Below are 17,253 nucleotides of genomic sequence, written 5' to 3'. Positions count from 1 at the left end.
CGCCTTCAGCAACTCCCCTGCCATGGGCAGCAGTTGCTCAAGGAGATGCGCCGGGTCGATGCCCGCGTCCCCGGTGCGCACGGGCTCGCGGGACGCCGTGGTCGCGGCACGGGACAAGTCGTCGGCGGGGGCGAGCGCGACGCGCAGGCCCGAGCCGCCGGAGTCGACGCCGAGCACCCAACGCGCCGCGTCCGGCGCCGTGTCGGCGGCCGGTGGCTGGTTCGCTGTGGGCACCCGGGGACCTCCTGTCCTGTTCGAGGAGGAACCATAGCGCCGCCGCACCCCTCCCCGTACACCCCTTCCACGCATGGGTTCCCCGGCTGCGGAGCGTCCGCGACGTGGCAGTAGAGTGACGCGTCGTGGCAGCGCGACCTTTGAACGAACTTGTCGAAGACGGCTGGGCGAAGGCCCTGGAGCCCGTGGCCGGACGCATCGCGGCCATGGGGGACTTCCTGCGGTCCGAGATCGCCGCAGGGCGGACCTACCTCCCGGCCGGGGCGAACGTCCTCAGGGCCTTCCAGCAGCCCTTCGACGACGTCCGGGTCCTCATCGTCGGCCAGGACCCGTACCCCACCCCCGGCATGGCGATCGGCCTGAGCTTCGCCGTCTCGCCCGAGGTGCGGACGCTGCCCGGCTCGCTGCAGAACATCTACCGCGAGCTGAACGCGGATCTCGGCCTGCCCCGCCCGTCCAACGGCGACCTGACCCCGTGGACGAAGCAGGGCGTGCTGCTGCTCAACAGGGCGCTGACGACCGCTCCGCGCAGCCCCGGGGCGCACCGCGGCAAGGGCTGGGAAGAGGTCACCGAGCAGGCGATACGCGCCCTGGTCGCCCGGAACCGGCCGCTCGTCTCCGTGCTGTGGGGGCGCGACGCACGTAACCTGCGCCCCCTGCTCGGGCAGTTGCCGGCGATCGAGTCCGCGCACCCCTCGCCCATGTCGGCGGACCGCGGTTTCTTCGGCTCCCGCCCGTTCAGCCGCACCAACGAGCTGCTGACCGGGCTCGGCGCGCAGCCGGTGGACTGGCGCCTGCCGTAAGTCTCCCGAACCCTCTCAGCCGCCCGGCGTCAGGGCCTCACCCCACGACCGCCGCGCGCACGCACAGCACGTCCGGCAGGTGGGACGCCACCTGCCGCCAGCTGTCGCCGTCGTCCGCGGACGCGTACACCTCCCCGTTCCGGTTGCCGAAGTAGACGCCCGCCGGGTCCGCGTCGTCCGTGCACAGCGCGTCCCGCAGGACCGTGCCGTAGTGGTCGCCCTCCGGGAGCCCTCTGGTCAGCGGTTCCCAGCTCGCGCCCGCGTCCTGGGTGCGGTAGACGCGACAGCGGCGCTCGGCCGGGACCCGGTCGATGTCCGCGGTGATCGGGAAGACGTAGGCCGTGTCGCCCCGGTGCGGATGCGCGGCGACGCCGAAGCCGAAGGTCGACGGCAGGCCCTCGCCGATGTCGGTCCACTTCGCGCCCGCGTCGTCGCTGCGGTACACGCCCCAGTGGTTCTGCAGGTACAGCCGGTCCGGGTCGGCCGCGTCCCGCGCCACCTTGTGCACGCACTGGCCGAACTCGGGGTCCGGGTCGGGCAGGAACACGGCGGCCACCCCGGAGTTCGACGGGGCCCAGCTCGCGCCGCCGTCCGCCGAGCGGAACACCCCGGCCGTCGACACCGCCACCGTCAGCGCCCCCGGGTCCCGGGCGTCCGTGAGCACTGTGTGCAGGCCCTCACCGCCGCCGCCGGGCACCCACTGCGAGCGCGTCGGATGCTCCCAGAGCGGGCGGCACAGCTCGAAGGACTCGCCCCGGTCCACCGAGCGGTAGAGCGCCGCCGGCTCCGTGCCCGCGTACACCACGTCGGGCTCGGCCGCCGCCGCGTGGAGCTGCCACACCCGCTCCAGGGAGGCGCCGGTGTCCTTGGGGAACTTCACGGCGGGCGCGGACGGCTCGGTCCAGGTCCGCCCGAGATCGTCCGAGTGGAACACGGACGGGCCGTAGTGCGCGCTGTCGCCGCCCACGAGCAGCCGGGGCGTGTCCGTCCGGGTGTCGAGCGCGACGGAGTACACCGCCTGCGCGTTGAAGTACGGGCTCTCGTCGAACTCCCAGGCCGCTCCGCCGCGCCTGCGCCCGAGGAACAGCCCCTTGCGCGTGCCCACCGCCAGCAGTACGTCCGTCATGCCGAACACCTCCGAAACGCCGTTGTCTCCAGGTGTCCGACAGTCTGCACCCCGCCACTGACAATGGGCGTCCCGAGCGGCTGTGTCGCAGGTCAGGCCGGTACGGCGACCCCCAGCGGGAAGTGGCACGCCACCTGGTGGCCGGGGGTGTCCGGGCTCGACACGGGCGGCTCGACGCTCGCGCAGACGTCCTGCGCGATCGGGCAGCGCGTACGGAACCGGCAGCCGGACGGGGGCCGCGCTGCCGACGGGGTCTCGCCGGTCAGCGGTGTACCGGAGGCGGCGGCCTCGGGGTCGGGCACGTTCACCGTGTCGAGAAGGCCGCGCGTGTACGGGTGCAGCGGCCGGTCGTAGACCTGCTCGGCCGGGCCCAGCTCCACGAGCTTGCCGAGGTACATGACGCCGACCGTGTCGGCGAGGTAGCGGACCACGGCCAGGTCGTGCGAGATGAACAGGTACGTCAGGCCGCGCTCGCGCTGCAGCTCCCGCATCAGGTTGAGGATCTGCGCCTGCACGGACACGTCGAGCGCGGAGACCGGCTCGTCGGCCACGACCAGCTCGGGCGAGAGCGTCAGCGCCCGGGCGAGGCCGAGGCGCTGGCGCTGGCCGCCGGAGAACTCGTGCGGGTAGCGGTGCACCGCGCCGCGCGGCAGACCCACTGCGTCGAGCAGCTCACCGATCAGCTTCTCCTGTGCGGTGCGGTTGCCGACGCCCTGGATGACGAGCGGCTCGCGCAGGATCTCGCCGACGCGCATGCGCGGGTCCATCGCCGCCGTGGAGTCCTGGAACATGAGCTGGACGCGCTTGCGGTGCGCCCGGCGTTCGGCGCGCGACAGCTCGGCGCGGTCGCGCCCCTCGAAGCGGACGGCGCCGGACGTCGGCTCTTCCAGGCCCGCGACGATCCGGCCCAGCGTCGTCTTGCCGCAGCCGGACTCGCCGACCATGCCGAACGTCTCGCCCTTGCGCACGGTGAGGGAGACCCCGCCGACCGCGCTGACGGTGCCCTTGCTCCGCGAGAACGGTCCGCCCTTCAGCGGGAACTCCTTGACCAGCGTGTCGAGTTCGAGGAGGACGTCGTCGGTGGCCGTGTCCTGGGCGGGCAGCGGTGCGGGTGCCACCACCTCGTCGGGCGCCGCCTCCCGTGCGTCGGGCACCGGGTGGAAGCAGGCGAACCGGTGCCCGGCGCCCTGTACCTCGTCCTCGACGAGGTACGGTTCCTTCTCGCGGCACTCGTCGCTCGCGAACAGGCAGCGCGGCGCGAAGCGGCACCCCGTCGGCCGCGCCGTCAGGCTCGGCGGCAGGCCCGCGATGGTGTGCAGCTCGGTGTCGTGGTCGGCGGCGCGCTCGGGCAGCGCCGCGAACAGCGCCTCGGTGTACCGGTGGCGGGGCCGCGCGAAGAGGCCCCGTACGTCGGCCTGCTCGGCGACCTGGCCCGCGTACATCACGGCCACCCGGTCGACGCGGTTGGCGATGACGCCCAGGTCGTGCGTGACCAGGATCATCGCCATGCCGAGCCGCGACCGCAGGTCGTCGATCAGCTCCAGGATCTGGTGCTGGGTCGTCACGTCGAGCGCGGTCGTCGGCTCGTCCGCGATGAGCAGCTTCGGCTCGCAGACGAGCGCCATGGCGATGGCGACGCGCTGGCGCATACCGCCGGAGAGCTGATGCGGGTAGGCCGACATGCGCTCCGCGGGCTGCGGCATCCCGACGAGGCGCAGCGTCTCCTCGGCCCGCGCGTACGCCTCCTTCTTCGTGAGGTCGCGGTGCAGGAGCAGCGGCTCGGCGACCTGCGCGCCGATCGTCATCGTCGGGTTGAGCGAGGTCAGCGGGTCCTGGAAGACCATGCCGATCGTGTTGCCGCGGACGTCCTGGAGGACGGGTGCGGGCGCGGCGGCCAGGTCGTGCCCGTCGAAGAGGATGCGGCCGCCGGTGACGGTGCCGCCGGGCGGCAGCAGGCCGAGCACGCTGAGCGCGGTCATGGTCTTGCCGCAGCCGGACTCGCCGACGATGCCCAGCGCCTCGCCGGGCGCGAGGTCGAGCGAGATGCCGTCGAGGGCGTGGACGGTGCGGTCACGCGTGGCGATGTCGACCCGCAGGTCGTCGATCCTGAGCAGAGGCTCGGTCATGTCAGCTTCCTAGGGTTCAGGGACTGGCTCTTGCTCACTTGCGCAGCCGTACGTCGAAGGCGTCGCGCAGCCCGTCGCCGATGAAGTTGAACGCGGCGACGACGAGGACGATCGCGATGCCCGGCGGGAAGATCAGCCACCAGTAGCCGTTCTGCGTGTAGGTGATGCCCGCGGACAGCATCGAGCCCCAGTCGGCGGAGGGCGGCGGGATGGACAGGCCGAGGAAGGCGAGGTAGCTGACGTAGAGGATGGCGTCGGCGATCTGGAACGTGCAGTTGACGATGACCGTGCCGATGGCGTTGGGCACGATGTGCTTGAAGACGGCGCGGGCACCGCCGCCGCCCATCATCCGCATCGCCTGCACGTACTCCCGGTTGCGCAGGGACAGCGCCTCGCCGCGCACCAGACGGGCGGGGGAGAGCCAGGCGACACCCGCGATGATGAGGATCAGGATGCCCTTGCTCGGCGTGATGATCGCGGCGACCACGACGAGCAGGAACATCGCGGGGATGGCGAGCGCGGCGTCCGTGATCCGCATCATCGCGGCGTCGACCCAGCCGCCGAAGTACCCGGCGACGGCGCCGTACACGGTCCCGAACAGGGTGGCGAGCAGCCCTGCCGCCAGGCCGATCTCCAGGGAGGTCTGCCCGGCGACCATCAGCCGGCCGACCATGTCGTACCCGAGGTCGGTGGTGCCGAGGAGATGCCCGGAGGTTCCCGGTGAGAGGTTCGCCTGGGACAGGTCCGTGTGCACCTGCTCGGTGGAGTGCACGAGCGGGCCGAGGTAGCAGAGGGCGAGCAGCAGCACGAGCAGCACGACGCCGGTCAGGGCCAGCTTGTTGCCGGTGAAGACGCGCAGGGTGCGGCGGGCGAGGGAGGGGGTGGCCTGGGCGGCTTCCTCATGCCCCGGTATCTGGGGGGTCGTCACGGCGGTCGTCATGCCACGCTCCGGATCCGGGGGTCGAGGACGGCGTACAGGATGTCGGTGAGCAGCGAGCCGAGGACGGTCGCGATGCCGACGACGAGGGTCACGCCGAGCAGCACGGGGAAGTCCGAGCCCTGCGCGGCGTTCCAGAACAGAAGGCCCATGCCCGGGTAGTTGAACATCGACTCGACGACGAGCGCGCCGCTGAACAAGGTCGGCAGATACAGGCCGAGCAGAGTCGCGAGCGGGATGAGCGCGTTGCGCAGGACGTGCTTGACCATGATCCGGCGGCTCGACTGGCCCTTCGCCATGGCGGTGCGCACGTATTCCTCGGTGAGGTTGTCGAGGACGGCCGAGCGCATGTACCGGCTGAACATGGCGATGATGCCGAACGCCATCGTCACGACGGGCAGGACGAGCCCGGTGAAGTCGCCGAGCAGCTGGCCGATCGTCTCGCCCTGCGGTGCCTCCGCCGGGAAGACCGGCAGCACCTGCGCGAACAGGATGATCATGATGAGGCCGAGGAAGAACACGGGCGTCGCGTAGAGCAGGAAGGCGAGGCCGGTGAGCGCGTAGTCGGACGCCTTGCCGCGCCGCACCGCCTGGAGCAGGCCGAGCGGGACAGCGATGACGACCGCGAGGATCGTGGAGAGGACCGTGAGGAGCAGGGTCTTCGGAAGCCGCTGCTTCAGGAGGTCGAAGACGGGCGAGTTCAGCTTGTACGACTCGCCGAGGTCGCCGGTGAACAGCCGCTTGAGGTACATGAAGTACTGCTCGGGCAGCGAACGGTCGTAGCCCTGCGCATGGTTGAAGTGCTCGATCTGCTGCGGGGTGCCCTTCGGGCCGAGGATGGCGCGGGCCGGGCCGCCCGGCAGCAGATGCAGAAGGGTGAAGACGATGAGGGAGACGAGGAACAGGACGACGAGCGCCTGGAGGAAACGCTTGACCAGAAAGCCGGTCACTTCGCAACCCCCTTCGCGGAGTTCTTGACGTAGTACCAGTGCTGCGGCGCGAACGTGACCGTCGGGTTCTGCTCGATGCCCCGCAGGTCGTTGCGGAGGACGGAGACCTGGTAGGCGGGGTTCGGCATCCACATCACCGGGAGCTGCTCGGCGAGGTACTCGCCGTACTCGTGGACGGCCCGCATGTCGGGCGCGTACTGCACGGCCCGGATGAGCCGGTCGGCCTTCTTGTCGGTGTAGTTGCCGAAGTTGGCGGACGCGCCGGTCGAGAAGAGCTGCTCGCCGCTCGGGTTGAGCGGGTAGTACCAGCTGCCCGCGGTGCCGAAGAACGACATGTCCCAGTCGCAGCCGGAGTCCTTCGCCTCGCAGGGCACGGAGTTGCCGAGCACGGAGTTGAGCGGCTGCTGGCGCACGGTCAGGTCGATGCCCGCCTTGCTGAGCGAGGACTTCAGCTCCTGCATCATGTTCGTCGTCTCGGTCGACCCCGACTGCGAGAGCAGGGTCAGCTTCAGCGGGTCGTTCTTCCCGATCCCCTTGCCGCACGCGTCCCCGCCGGTGCCGGGCCGCACGCAGCGCGCGACACCGTCGACGGTCTTCCAGCCGTGCGCGGTGAGCAGCGCCCTGGCCTTGGCGACGGAGAACGGGTACTGGTTGTGCTCCATCTCCTCCGACAGGTACTGGCTCTTCGGCGTGACCGGCACCGGACCGAGTGTCGGCGTGGCGCTGCCCTGCCAGATGACCCTGCTCATCGCGTCCTGGTCGACGAGGTGCTGCATGGCCTGCCGGATGTAGAGCTGGTTCATCGCGGGGCCCGCGTGCGTGGAGTTGAAGTTGTAGACGATGTAGGTGGCCGCCCAGCCCTCCCACGGGTCGACGCGGTACCCCTTGTCCTCGAACTTCTCCTTCTGCGCCATCACCGAGGGCGGGATGTAGCCGTAGTCGACGCCGCCGGAGCGCAGCACGTTGTACTCGGAGTCGGCGGTGGTGAAGGGTTTGAAGACCACCTTGTCGAGGTGCGGCCGCTCGGACTCGGGACCGGTGTACTTCTCGTTCGGGACGATCGTCACCTGGCCCGTGTCGCGCCAGCCGGCCAGCTTCCAGGGCCCGTTGACGGTCTTCCAGAGCGGGTCGCTGCCGTACGAGCCCAGGCTCTTCGCGTGCCGGGTGAGCCGGGCGAAGACGGCCTTGGCGCCCTTCGTCGTACGGTCGTGGTCGCCGATCCGCCCGCCGTCCTCGGTGGCGTCCCAGGCGTGCTGCGGCAGGGCGCGCAGCAGGTAGAGCTGGTTGGCGGTGAACCAGTCCGGGTTGTACGCGCGGTCCAGGCGCATCCGCACGGTGTGGTCGTCGAGAACCTCGAACTTCTTCACGTTGTCCGGCATGGTGCCGACCGAGTAGCTGCCCCAGTCGGCTTTGTTCGCCTTGACGAGGTTGAACCAGAACTCCAGGTCGCGGGCGGTCACGGGGGTGCCGTCGGACCACTTGACGCCCTGCCGCAGCGGCACGGTCACCGTCGTGTTGCCGTCGCTGTACGTGGGCTTCAGGCCGAGCGTGCCCGGACCTGTGGTCGTCAGCTCGCCCTTCTCCTGCACCGCGTCGTAGACCGGCATGTACAGGAGTGTCTGGATCGCGTAGTTGTAGGAGGCCCCGTAGCCGGGCGCGCCGATCGGGAAGATCCAGTTGGGTGTGGCCGCGGGCGGCAGCGCCATCGTGGCCGTGCCGCCCTCGACGGGGGTGCCCCCGGTGGGGCCCATCGCGATCCGGCCGCCCTCGTGCGTGCAGCCGGTGAGCGCCACCAGCGTCGCCGCGAGGGCGAGCGCGGCGGACGCCATTGACCTGGGGGAACGCATGCCGAAGGGCCTCCAAGGGGACCAAGGGGGAGAAGCGCCGGGCTCCGTGCCACGGTGCGACGGAGGGGCGCCCGCAACCTAAGTCGGCCGTTCGAATCAAGTCAATAGGTTCATTCGGAAAGTACTTCAAAATGCGGGGAGGTCTGGCCAACTTGGTTCGGTGATGGTTAATGTTCGGTGCGTTATCGAACTAACAGAGTCGAACTAAGTCATCGAAGTGACGGAGCTACGGGGGCGGCATGGCCGACACAGCGCACGGCGGCGAGCCGGGTTCGGCGCAGCACATACTCGGGCTCGTCTCGTCCGGCGCCGCCTCCTCCCGGGCCGATCTCGTACGGGAGTTGGGGCTCGCCCCGTCCACGGTGTCGCTGCGCGTGCAGGAGCTGGTCGCGGCCGGGGTGCTCACCGAGTCCGGCGAGGGCGCCTCGCGCGGCGGACGTCGGCCCCGGCTGCTCCGCGTCAAGGCGCAGGGCGGCGTCGCCCTCGCCGCCGACCTCGGCAGCCACCACGCGCGGCTCGGCGCGGTCGACCTCGGCGGCACCGTGCACGACGCCGTCGACCTGCCGCACGACATCACCGCCGGGCCCGACTCCGCCGTCGACTGGCTGTGCGAGCAGGTGGACCGGCTCGCCGCCGCGCAGCGCGCGTCGGGGCGTACGGTGCGGGCGCTCGGCGTGGCGTTCCCCGGGCCCGTCGACCCCGCCGACGGACGGGTGCTGAGCCCGTCGCGGATGCCGGGCTGGCACCGGTTCCCGCTGCGCAGGGTGCTGGCGGAGCGGCTCGGGATGCCCGTCACCGTCGCCAACGACGCCACGATGATGGCCGTCGGAGAGCACCGCACGACCCGGCCCGACCTCGACCACATGGTCGTCGTCAAGGCGGGGCGCGGCATCGGCAGCGGCATCGTCGTCGCGGGCCGCCCGCACGACGGCGCGACCGGCAGCGCCGGGGACATCAGCCACGTACGCGTGGAGGCGGCGGGCGAACGGCCGTGCAGTTGCGGCAACATCGGCTGCCTGGAGACCGTCGCCAGCGGCGCCGCGCTCATCCGCGAACTCGCCGCGCAGGGCGTCGAGGTGGCCGACACGAACGAGCTCCTGCGGCTCGTCGCGGACGGCGACCCGCTCGCCACCACCCTCGTGCGCACGGCGGGGCGCCACATCGGCACCGTCCTCTCGGTCGTCGTGAACTTCTTCAACCCGCAGGCCGTCGCCCTCGGCGGCGTCCTCGCCACCGCCGAACCCCTCGTCGCCGCCGTCCGGGGCGTCCTCTACGAGCGCTGCCTGCCGCTCGCCACGTCCGACCTGGAGATCACGACCACGACGGCCGGGCCGGACGCGGGCCTGCTCGGCGCCGGTCTGACGGCGCTGCACCAGAACCTCTCGGCCCCGGCCCCCGCACCTCAGAGCCACGCACCCCAGGAAGAGAGCGCCCCCGCATGACCGGCACCACCCCCGCACCCGCCCGCCGCCTGCGCATCGGCATCGGCGGCATCGGCATCGAGTCCTCCACGTTCTGCCCGCACCGCTCGACCACCGAGGACTTCCGGCAGACCCGGGGCCAGGCCCTCCTCGACCGCTACACGTGGACGCGGGCCGACAGCGACCTCGCCGATCTGGTCGAGTGGGTGCCGCTCCTGCACGCGACGTCGCTGCCCGGCGGCCCGGTGGAGGCCGAGTCGTACCTGATCCTCAAGAACGAACTGGTCACGCGTATACGGGAAGCGGGCCCGCTCGACGGCCTCGTCCACGACATCCACGGCGCGATGAGCGTCATCGGCCTCACCGACGCCGAGGGCGACCTGACCGAGGCCGTGCGCGCCGCGCTCGACCACGTCGGGGCCCCCGACGGCGGCCGCCCCATGATCTCCACCGCCATGGACCTGCACGGCAACGTCTCGCGCCGGTTCGCCGAGCCCGTCGACCTGCTCACCGCCCACCGGCTCGCCCCGCACGAGGACGCCTGGGAGACGCGCGAGCGCGCCGCCCGCAACCTCGTGCACTGCCTGCGCGAGGGCGTCCGCCCGCACCGGGCCTGGGTCCAGGTCCCGGTCCTGCTGCCCGGCGAGAAGACCAGCACCCGCCTGGAGCCGGCCAAGTCCCTCTACGCCTCGCTCGCCGAGATCGAGCGGAAGGACGGCATCCTCGACGCCGCGATGTGGGTCGGCTACGCCTGGGCCGACGAACCGCGCTGCAAGGCCGCCATCGTCGTCACCGGCGAGGACGCCGAACTCGCGGCTCGTGAGGCCGAGTCGCTCGCACGTCGCTACTGGGACGCCCGCAAGGACTTCGTCTTCGTCGGCCCGACCGGCAGCGCGGAGGAGTGCATCGAGAAGGCCGTCGCGTCCGACAAGCGGCCCTTCCTCATCAGCGACTCCGGGGACAATCCGACGGCGGGCGGCGCGGGCGATCTCGCCTACATGCTGGGCAAGTTGCTGGAGAACGACGCGATCCGCAGCGGTGAGGTCACGGCCGTGCACCCGGGCATCACCGACCCGGCCGCCGTCGCCGCCTGCTTCGCGGCCGGGGTGGGCGCCGAGGTCACGCTCTCCGTCGGCGGCAAGGTCGACGCGAACCACGGTGGCCCATGCGAACTCACCGGCACCGTCGAGGCGTTGCAGCGCGCCGCCGACCAGGCGTACCCGGCGGCGGGCGGCGCCTACGACCGCGGCGTCGACATGGCGGCCGTCCGCGTCGGCGGTCTCACCGTGATCCTCGTCGAGCGCCGCAAGCCGTTCCACACGCTCGCCGACTTCACCGGCCCGGCCGAGGGCGGGCTCGGCATCGACCCGCGCACCTACGACCTCGTCGTCGTCAAGATCGGCTACCTGGAGCCCGAGCTGTACGACATGGCCGCCGACTGGCTGCTCGCCCTCACCCCCGGCGGTGTCGACCAGGACCTGCTCCGCCTGGGACACCACCAGGTGGAGCGCCCGCTGTACCCCTTCGACGAGGACGCGTACGAGGCCGGGGACGGCCCGGACCTCACGCCCGTCCTCCTCTAGGAAGCACTCGGGCGGCGAGCACTCAGGCGGCGGCCAGCCACAGGTCCGGGCCGAACACCTCGTAGTGGATGTCCGCCGCCGCGACACCCTTGCCGAGCAGCTGCTCGCGCACCGCGCGCATGAAGGGCAGCGGGCCGCAGAGGTAGGCGCGGGTGCCGGGGGCGACCGCCACCTCGGCGAGGTCGACGAGGCCGGTGCGGTGGGCCCCGGCGGCGCCGTCCTCGTACCAGAAGTGGGCCGTGCCGTCCGCGAGCTTGCCGGTCAGCGCTTCGTGCCCGGCGCGCAGGGCGTGCGTCCCGGGGGAGCGGTCGCCGTGCACGACCGTCACCGGGCCGCTGTGCCCGGCCGCGTCCAGCTGCTCAAGCATCGCGAGGACCGGGGTGCAGCCGATGCCCGCGGAGGCGAGCAGCAGCGGCGCCCCGCCGTCCGACTCCAGGGTGAGGTCGCCGTACGGGGCCGAGACGCGCACCCGGTCACCGGCGTGGACCTCGGCGTGCAGGTGGTGGGAGACCTCGCCCTCGGGGTTCGCCCCGGCGCCCGCGACGCGCTTGACGGCGATCGACCGGGTCTCCGCGTCGGGCGCGCCCGTGAGGCTGTACTGGCGTATCTGCCGTGCCCCGTCGGCCAGTTCGACCTGGACGGAGACGTACTGCCCGGCGCGGAACGCGGGCGCCGGGCGGCCGTCGGCGGGGCGCAGCCGGAAGGAGGCGACGTCGGCCGTCTCCTCGGTGCGGTCCACGACCTCCCACTCCCGGAAGACGTCGCCGTCGACGATGCCCTGCTCCTCGTGGAGCCGCTTCTCGATCGCGACGAGCGCGTTCGCCATCAGCCAGTACACCTCGTCCCAGGCGGCGGCGACCTCGGGCGTGACCGCGTCGCCGAGGACCTCGGCGATGGCGGCGAACAGGTGCTCGTGCACGACCTTGTACTGGTCCGGCCGCACGCCGAGCGAGGCGTGCTTGTGGGCGATGCGCTGGAGCATCACGTCGGGGCGCTCGTCCGGGTGGTCCACGAGGTGGGTGGCGAACGCCGCGATGGAGCCGGCGAGCGCCTGCCGCTGCGAGCCCGCCGCCTGGTTGCCGCGGTTGAAGAAGTCGCGCAGCAGCGCCGGGTGGGCGGCGAACAGCTTCTCGTAGAAGAGGGCGGTGATGTCCTCGATGGCGGCGCCGACGGCGGGCAGCGTGGCGCGGACGACGACGGCGGAGGGCTCGGTGAGCATCGACGACTCCTTAATCTTGCATCTGGGATTCATATTTTAGGACGCGGCTCCGCGCGGCTCGTGCGGGGGGTGGGTCAGTCCCTCGGCGGCGTGGGGGAGAGGCTGATGAGCAGCGGCCCCGTCGGCGCCTCGACCAGCGCGTTCAGCGTGATCGGGTCGAGCGAGGCGAAGAACGCCTCCTGCGCCTCGCGCAGCGCACCGCGCAGTCGGCAGCCCGAACGCAGCGGGCAGGGGGTCGACGCCCCCTCGCCGTCGCAGTCGACGACGTCCCCCGGGCCTTCGAGTGCACGGACGAGCGCGCCGACCGAGGCCTCGCGTCCGGCCGGCGTGAGCGCGAGCCCGCCGCCCCGGCCGCGGCGCGCCTCGATGAGGCCCAGGTGCTGAAGCTTGGCCACGACCTTGGCGGCGTGCGTGTACGGCACGTCCATGGCGCCCGAGACCTCGCGCGTGGTCGGGGTCCCGCCCTGCTCCACCGCGAGGCGCATCAGGATGCGCAGGGCAAGGTCCGTGAATCGCGTCAGCCGCATGACCGCACGGTAAGGAAACGTGCAAACGGAAGGCAAGTTATCGGTTCACCGGGACCACCCGCGCGGGCCCGACCGGAACGCCCCCGGCGTCTCGCCCGCCCGCAGCCGGAAGAACTTGGTGAAATCGCTCGCGTCGGCGAAGCCGAGCCGCGCCGCCACCTCCCGCGCGGAGAGCCCGCTGTGCCACAGCAACCGCTTCGCCTCCAGGAGGACCCGGTCGTCGACGTACTGCTTCGCCGTGCGGCCCGTCGCGGCGAGCGCCGCCCTGGTGAGGGTGCGCGGGCTGTAGCCGAGCGCCGCCGCGTAGTCCTCCACCCGCCGGGTCACCGCGTGGTCCCGCTCGACGGCGGCGTGGAAGCGGCGGAACGTGCCGGACACCGTCGCCGCGTCCGGCACCGGCTCCCGCACGGCGGCGAGGCGCACGAGCAGTACCGAGAGCAGGGCGCGCAGCACCTCGGTGTGCGCGTCCAAGGGGAGTGAGGCCATCGCCCCGTACTCATGGCGCAGGTGGTCGAGGGCGCGGGTCACCGCCTCGGCGTCCGCGCCGCGCGGCACCAGCGGGCGCTGCTCGTACGGCGGGTCCATATGAGCGGCCGAGACCGTCGCGGGCGGCAGGAAGCCCGGCTGGAACAGGACGATCACCCCGTCCGCCGCCGCCAGGTCGGAGCTGAAACGCTGCACCTGGCCGGGGCGGATCCACAGCCACGACCCGGGCCGCAGCTCCTGCTCGACGAAGTCCACCCCCATCCGCACCGGACGGCCACGGGCGCCGATCAGCTGGTGGAAGGCGGGGCGCGAGGGGACGTACGGGTCGTTGCCGTGCCGCCGCGCCCGCTCGTACAGGTCCGCCAGCTCCATCACCTCGACCCCGGCGGGCGCGCCGACGTTCGGCGTGTACGCCAGCTCCCTGACGTGCGCGCCGGATGCCTCCGCTGCTTTCTGTCCGTTTCTCCCCATGCCGAGTCCCGAGCGTACCGCTGTCCGCGCCACCCTGCCGCCTAGCGTGAAAGCACAGGTCAGCGACGTGTGAGGAGAGATCTGTGCGATTGATCGTCGGCATGACGGGAGCGACGGGCGCACCCTTCGGTGTCCGGCTCCTGGAGAACCTGCGCGAGCTGCCGGACGTGGAGACGCACCTCGTCCTCTCCCGCTGGGCACGCACCACGATCGAGCTGGAGACCGGCCTGTCCGTCGCCGACGTCTCCGCCCTCGCGGACGTCACGCACCACCCGGACGACCAGGGCGCCACGATCTCCTCCGGCTCGTTCCGCACCGACGGCATGGTCATCGTGCCGTGCTCCATGAAGACCCTCGCGGGCATCAGGACCGGCTACGCCGAAGGGCTCGTGGCGCGCGCCGCCGATGTGGTCCTCAAGGAGCGCCGCAAGCTCGTCCTCGTCCCGCGCGAGACGCCGCTGAGCGAGATCCACCTGCGGAACATGCTCGAACTCGCCCGGATGGGCGTGCAGTTGGTGCCGCCCATGCCCGCCTTCTACAACCACCCGGAGAGCGTCGACGACATCGTCGACCACGTCACGGCCCGCATCCTCGACCAGTTCGAGCTGCCCGCGCCCGCCGCCCGCCGCTGGGCCGGCATGAGGGCCGCCCGCGCCGACCACCCCCGTACCGCACAAAGGAACTGAGAATGGCCTACGACGATCTGCGCAGCTTCCTCGCCACCCTGGAGAAGGAGGGGCAGCTCCTCCGCATCACCGACGAGGTGCTGCCCGAGCCCGATCTGGCCGCCGCCGCCAACGCGACCGGCCGCATCGGCGAGAACGCCCCCGCCCTGTACTTCGACGACGTCAAGGGCTTCACCGACGCCCGGATCGCCCTGAACGTGCACGGCTCCTGGGCCAACCACGCGCTCGCCCTCGGCCTGCCGCGCAACACCCCGGTCAAGGAGCAGGTCGAGGAGTTCGCCCGGCGCTGGGACGCCTTCCCCGTCGCGCCCGAGCGCCGCGAGGACGCGCCCTGGCGCGAGAACAGCCAGGAGGGCGGGGACGTCGACCTCTTCTCCGTCCTGCCGCTCTTCCGCCTCAACGACGGCGACGGCGGCTTCTACCTGGACAAGGCCGCCGTCGTCTCCCGCGACCCCGAGGACCCCGACGACTTCGGCAAGCAGAACGTCGGCACGTACCGCATCCAGGTCATCGGCAAGGACCGCCTCGCCTTCCAGCCCGTCCCCATGCACGACGTGGCCCAGCATCTGCGCAAGGCCGAGGAGGTGGATGAGGACCTGCCCATCGCGATCACCCTCGGCAACGACCCGGTGATGGCGATCGTCGCCGGGATGCCGATGGCGTACGACCAGAGCGAGTACGAGATGGCCGGCGCGCTGCGCGGGGCTCCGGCCCCGATCGCCACCGCGCCGCTCACCGGCTTCGACGTGCCGTGGGGCAGCGAGGTCGTCATCGAGGGGTACATCGAGTCCCGCACGCGGCAGATCGAGGGCCCGTTCGGCGAGTTCACCGGCCACTACTCGGGCGGGCGCCGGATGCCGGTGATCCGCGTCGAGCGCGTCTCGTACCGCACGAACCCCGTCTTCGAGTCGCTCTACCTCGGCATGCCGTGGACCGAGGTCGACTACCTCGTCGGCCCCAACACCTGTGTCCCGCTGCTCAAGCAGCTGCGCGCGGAGTTCCCCGAGGTGCGCGCCGTCAACGCCATGTACACGCACGGCCTGATGGTCGTGATCTCGACGGCCAAGCGGTACGGGGGCTTCGCCAAGGCCGTCGGCATGCGGGCGATGACGACGCCGCACGGGCTCGGCTACGTCTCCCAGGTCATCCTCGTCGACGAGGACGTGGACCCCTTCAACCTGCCGCAGGTCATGTGGGCGATGTCCGCGAAGGTGAACCCGAAGGACGACGTCGTGGTCATCCCGAACCTCTCGGTCCTCGAACTCGCGCCCGCCGCCCAGCCCGCCGGCATCACCAGCAAGATGATCATCGACGCGACGACGCCGGTCGCCCCCGACGTCCGCGGCAACTTCTCCACCCCGGCCAAGGACCTGCCCGAGACCGCCGAGTGGGCGGCCCGGTTGCAGCGCATGATCGCGGCCCGGCACTGACACCCGTACGACTCATCAGGAAGGCCAACAGCCATGCAGGATCAGCAAGTCGAGTGCCCCCGCTGCGCTTTCGAGACGGTCGGCGTGCTCGCCACCTCGCCCGTCCCCGGCGTCTGGGATGTGCTCCAGTGCGACCGGTGCCTCTACACCTGGCGCACCACCGAACCCGCCCGGCGCTCCCGCCGCGACGCCTATCCGGACCTCTTCAGGCTCACGCAGGCCGACATCGACCAAGCGATCGAGGTCCCGGCGGTACCGCCGCTGCGGACCACCGCCTGAGGGCGGCGGACCGCAGCGGTTCCGTTGCTCAGACGGAGCGGTGGTACTGGTCGGGGACGTGCACGTCGGCGCCCAGCTCGCGCGCCGCGTGGCGGGCGAAGGACGGGTCGCGCAGCAGCTCGCGGCCGATGAGGACGGCGTCCGCCTCACCGTTGGCGAGGATCTTCTCGGCCTGCCCGGCGTTGTCGATCAGGCCGACGGCGGCGGCCGGGACCCCGGCCTCGTTGCGCACGCGCGCCGCGAACGGGACCTGGTAGCCGGGGCCGACCGGGATGCGGACGCCCGCGGCGTTGCCGCCCGTCGAGACGTCGATCAGGTCCACGCCGTGGTCCTTCAGCTCGGCGGTGAAGCGCACGGTGTCGTCGGCGGTCCAGCCCTCCTCGCCCTCCAGCCAGTCGGTCGCGGAGATACGGAAGAAGAGGGGCAGCTCGTCGGGCCACACGGCGCGCACGGCGTCGACGACCTCAAGGGCGAAGCGGGTGCGGTTCTCGTACGAGCCGCCGTACGCGTCCGTGCGCTTGTTGCTGTGCGGGGAGAGGAACTGGCCGATGAGATAGCCGTGGGCGCCGTGGATCTCGGCGACCTCGAACCCGGCGTCGAGCGCCCGGCGCGCCGCGTCCGCGAACTGCGTGACGATCTCGGCGATGCCCTCGGCGGTCAGCTCGGTCGGCACGGGGTGCTTGTCGTCGAACGGCACGGCGCTCGGCGCCACCGCCTGCCAGCCGTGCTCCTCGGGGCCGAGCGGCGCGCCGCCCTTCCAGGGGCGGTCGGTGGAGGCCTTGCGCCCGGCGTGGCCGAGCTGGATGCCCGCGACCGTGTTCTGGGTCCGCAGGAAGTCGGTGATCCGGCGGAAGGCCGCGACCTGCTCGTCGTTCCAGATGCCCAGGTCGTACGGGGAGATCCGGCCCTCGGGGCTGACCCCGGTCGCCTCGACGATGATCAGGCCGGTGCCGCCGGCCGCGCGGGCGCCGTAGTGCTGGAAGTGCCAGTCGTTGGGGGCGCCGGTCAGCGGGCCCTCGGGGGCGGCGCTGTACTGGCACATCGGAGGCATCCAGACGCGGTTCGGGACGGTCAGCGATCGCAGGGTGTACGGCTCGAACAGCGCGCTCACGGCGGACTCCATTCGGA

General features: G+C 71.9%; 15 protein-coding genes and 1 pseudogene. 6 read left to right on the top strand and 10 right to left on the bottom strand.

Annotated elements, in window-relative coordinates; all coding sequences use genetic code 11:
* Positions 1-234 (bottom strand): annotated as a pseudogene (locus N5I75_RS30335) (ATPase); the annotation flags it as partial.
* A gap of 125 nt (positions 235-359) precedes the next feature.
* On the opposite strand from N5I75_RS30335, the gene N5I75_RS30330 reads away from it, so the two are divergent.
* On the top strand, positions 360-1,037 hold the full coding sequence (locus N5I75_RS30330) for a uracil-DNA glycosylase (protein ID WP_476682688.1): 678 nt from the start codon (positions 360-362) through the stop codon (positions 1,035-1,037).
* 37 nt (positions 1,038-1,074) lie between these two features.
* Here N5I75_RS30330 and N5I75_RS30325 read toward each other — a convergent pair whose 3' ends face one another.
* From N5I75_RS30325 to N5I75_RS30305, 5 genes are all read right to left on the bottom strand, one after another.
* Entirely contained in the window at positions 1,075-2,163 is a 1,089-nt protein-coding gene (locus N5I75_RS30325) for a WD40/YVTN/BNR-like repeat-containing protein (RefSeq protein ID WP_476682686.1), read from the bottom strand.
* 92 nt (positions 2,164-2,255) lie between these two features.
* Positions 2,256-4,289 (bottom strand): ABC transporter ATP-binding protein, encoded by a 2,034-nt coding sequence (locus N5I75_RS30320; RefSeq protein ID WP_476682684.1) that lies wholly within the window; start codon positions 4,287-4,289, stop codon positions 2,256-2,258.
* A 34-nt stretch (positions 4,290-4,323) separates the two neighbouring features.
* Positions 4,324-5,229 (bottom strand): ABC transporter permease, encoded by a 906-nt coding sequence (locus tag N5I75_RS30315; protein WP_476682682.1) that lies wholly within the window; start codon positions 5,227-5,229, stop codon positions 4,324-4,326.
* Positions 5,226-6,176, bottom strand: a complete 951-nt coding sequence (locus tag N5I75_RS30310; protein WP_476682680.1) for an ABC transporter permease — start codon at positions 6,174-6,176, stop codon at positions 5,226-5,228. The genes N5I75_RS30315 and N5I75_RS30310 overlap by 4 nt, the downstream gene beginning before the upstream one ends.
* The gene (locus tag N5I75_RS30305; RefSeq protein WP_476682678.1) at positions 6,173-8,023 is read right to left on the bottom strand and encodes a peptide ABC transporter substrate-binding protein; all 1,851 of its coding nucleotides are present in this window, start codon (positions 8,021-8,023) and stop codon (positions 6,173-6,175) included. The genes N5I75_RS30310 and N5I75_RS30305 overlap by 4 nt, the downstream gene beginning before the upstream one ends.
* Positions 8,024-8,262: 239 nt before the next feature.
* On the opposite strand from N5I75_RS30305, the gene N5I75_RS30300 reads away from it, so the two are divergent.
* Both N5I75_RS30300 and N5I75_RS30295 read left to right on the top strand, forming a co-directional pair.
* Positions 8,263-9,465: an ROK family protein gene (locus N5I75_RS30300; RefSeq protein WP_476682676.1), complete on the top strand. Its 1,203-nt coding sequence runs from the start codon at positions 8,263-8,265 to the stop codon at positions 9,463-9,465.
* Entirely contained in the window at positions 9,462-11,027 is a 1,566-nt protein-coding gene (locus N5I75_RS30295) for a M81 family metallopeptidase (RefSeq protein ID WP_476682674.1), read from the top strand. The genes N5I75_RS30300 and N5I75_RS30295 overlap by 4 nt, the downstream gene beginning before the upstream one ends.
* 22 nt (positions 11,028-11,049) lie before the next feature.
* Here the strand turns inward: N5I75_RS30295 and N5I75_RS30290 are convergent, their stop codons facing one another.
* The 3 genes from N5I75_RS30290 to N5I75_RS30280 form a co-directional block, all read right to left on the bottom strand.
* A complete protein-coding gene (locus N5I75_RS30290; RefSeq protein WP_476682672.1) occupies positions 11,050-12,246 on the bottom strand; it encodes a globin domain-containing protein in 1,197 nt (398 codons plus the stop codon).
* Between the two features lie 74 nt (positions 12,247-12,320).
* Complete coding sequence (locus N5I75_RS30285) at positions 12,321-12,773, bottom strand: RrF2 family transcriptional regulator (RefSeq protein ID WP_476682670.1); 453 nt, start codon at positions 12,771-12,773, stop codon at positions 12,321-12,323.
* A 45-nt stretch (positions 12,774-12,818) separates the two neighbouring features.
* Entirely contained in the window at positions 12,819-13,730 is a 912-nt protein-coding gene (locus tag N5I75_RS30280) for a helix-turn-helix transcriptional regulator (protein WP_476682668.1), read from the bottom strand.
* Between the two features lie 83 nt (positions 13,731-13,813).
* Between N5I75_RS30280 and N5I75_RS30275 the strand changes: the two genes are divergently transcribed.
* Genes N5I75_RS30275 through N5I75_RS30265 form a run of 3 tightly spaced genes read left to right on the top strand, consistent with a single transcriptional unit; the run spans position 13,814 to position 16,125 of the window.
* Positions 13,814-14,416 carry a non-oxidative hydroxyarylic acid decarboxylases subunit B gene (locus tag N5I75_RS30275; RefSeq protein ID WP_476682666.1) on the top strand — a complete coding sequence of 201 codons (603 nt, stop codon included), beginning with the start codon at positions 13,814-13,816 and terminating at the stop codon, positions 14,414-14,416.
* 2 nt (positions 14,417-14,418) lie between these two features.
* Entirely contained in the window at positions 14,419-15,846 is a 1,428-nt protein-coding gene (gene vdcC / locus N5I75_RS30270) for a non-oxidative vanillic acid decarboxylases subunit C (protein ID WP_476682664.1), read from the top strand.
* Between the two features lie 33 nt (positions 15,847-15,879).
* The gene (locus N5I75_RS30265) at positions 15,880-16,125 is read left to right on the top strand and encodes a non-oxidative hydroxyarylic acid decarboxylases subunit D (protein WP_476682662.1); all 246 of its coding nucleotides are present in this window, start codon (positions 15,880-15,882) and stop codon (positions 16,123-16,125) included.
* Between the two features lie 28 nt (positions 16,126-16,153).
* Here the strand turns inward: N5I75_RS30265 and N5I75_RS30260 are convergent, their stop codons facing one another.
* Positions 16,154-17,236 (bottom strand): NADH:flavin oxidoreductase/NADH oxidase, encoded by a 1,083-nt coding sequence (locus N5I75_RS30260; protein WP_476682660.1) that lies wholly within the window; start codon positions 17,234-17,236, stop codon positions 16,154-16,156.
* Positions 17,237-17,253 lie beyond the last annotated feature (17 nt).

It is taken from the genome of Streptomyces sp. R818 (assembly GCF_056172735.1).
This window is presented reverse-complemented; position numbering and strand designations above follow the sequence as displayed.

Excerpts from the sequence above, each read along its gene's own strand:
- N5I75_RS30325 (WP_476682686.1), bottom strand. The coding sequence starts at position 2,163 with ATGACGGACGTACTGCTGGCGGTGGGCACGCGCAAGGGGCTGTTCCTC.
- vdcC (WP_476682664.1), top strand. The coding sequence starts at position 14,419 with ATGGCCTACGACGATCTGCGCAGCTTCCTCGCCACCCTGGAGAAGGAG.
- N5I75_RS30280 (WP_476682668.1), bottom strand. The coding sequence starts at position 13,730 with ATGGGGAGAAACGGACAGAAAGCAGCGGAGGCATCCGGCGCGCACGTC.
- N5I75_RS30265 (WP_476682662.1), top strand. The coding sequence starts at position 15,880 with ATGCAGGATCAGCAAGTCGAGTGCCCCCGCTGCGCTTTCGAGACGGTC.
- N5I75_RS30305 (WP_476682678.1), bottom strand. The coding sequence starts at position 8,023 with ATGCGTTCCCCCAGGTCAATGGCGTCCGCCGCGCTCGCCCTCGCGGCG.
- N5I75_RS30315 (WP_476682682.1), bottom strand. The coding sequence starts at position 5,229 with ATGACGACCGCCGTGACGACCCCCCAGATACCGGGGCATGAGGAAGCC.
- N5I75_RS30300 (WP_476682676.1), top strand. The coding sequence starts at position 8,263 with ATGGCCGACACAGCGCACGGCGGCGAGCCGGGTTCGGCGCAGCACATA.
- N5I75_RS30295 (WP_476682674.1), top strand. The coding sequence starts at position 9,462 with ATGACCGGCACCACCCCCGCACCCGCCCGCCGCCTGCGCATCGGCATC.
- N5I75_RS30290 (WP_476682672.1), bottom strand. The coding sequence starts at position 12,246 with ATGCTCACCGAGCCCTCCGCCGTCGTCGTCCGCGCCACGCTGCCCGCC.
- N5I75_RS30320 (WP_476682684.1), bottom strand. The coding sequence starts at position 4,289 with ATGACCGAGCCTCTGCTCAGGATCGACGACCTGCGGGTCGACATCGCC.
- N5I75_RS30285 (WP_476682670.1), bottom strand. The coding sequence starts at position 12,773 with ATGCGGCTGACGCGATTCACGGACCTTGCCCTGCGCATCCTGATGCGC.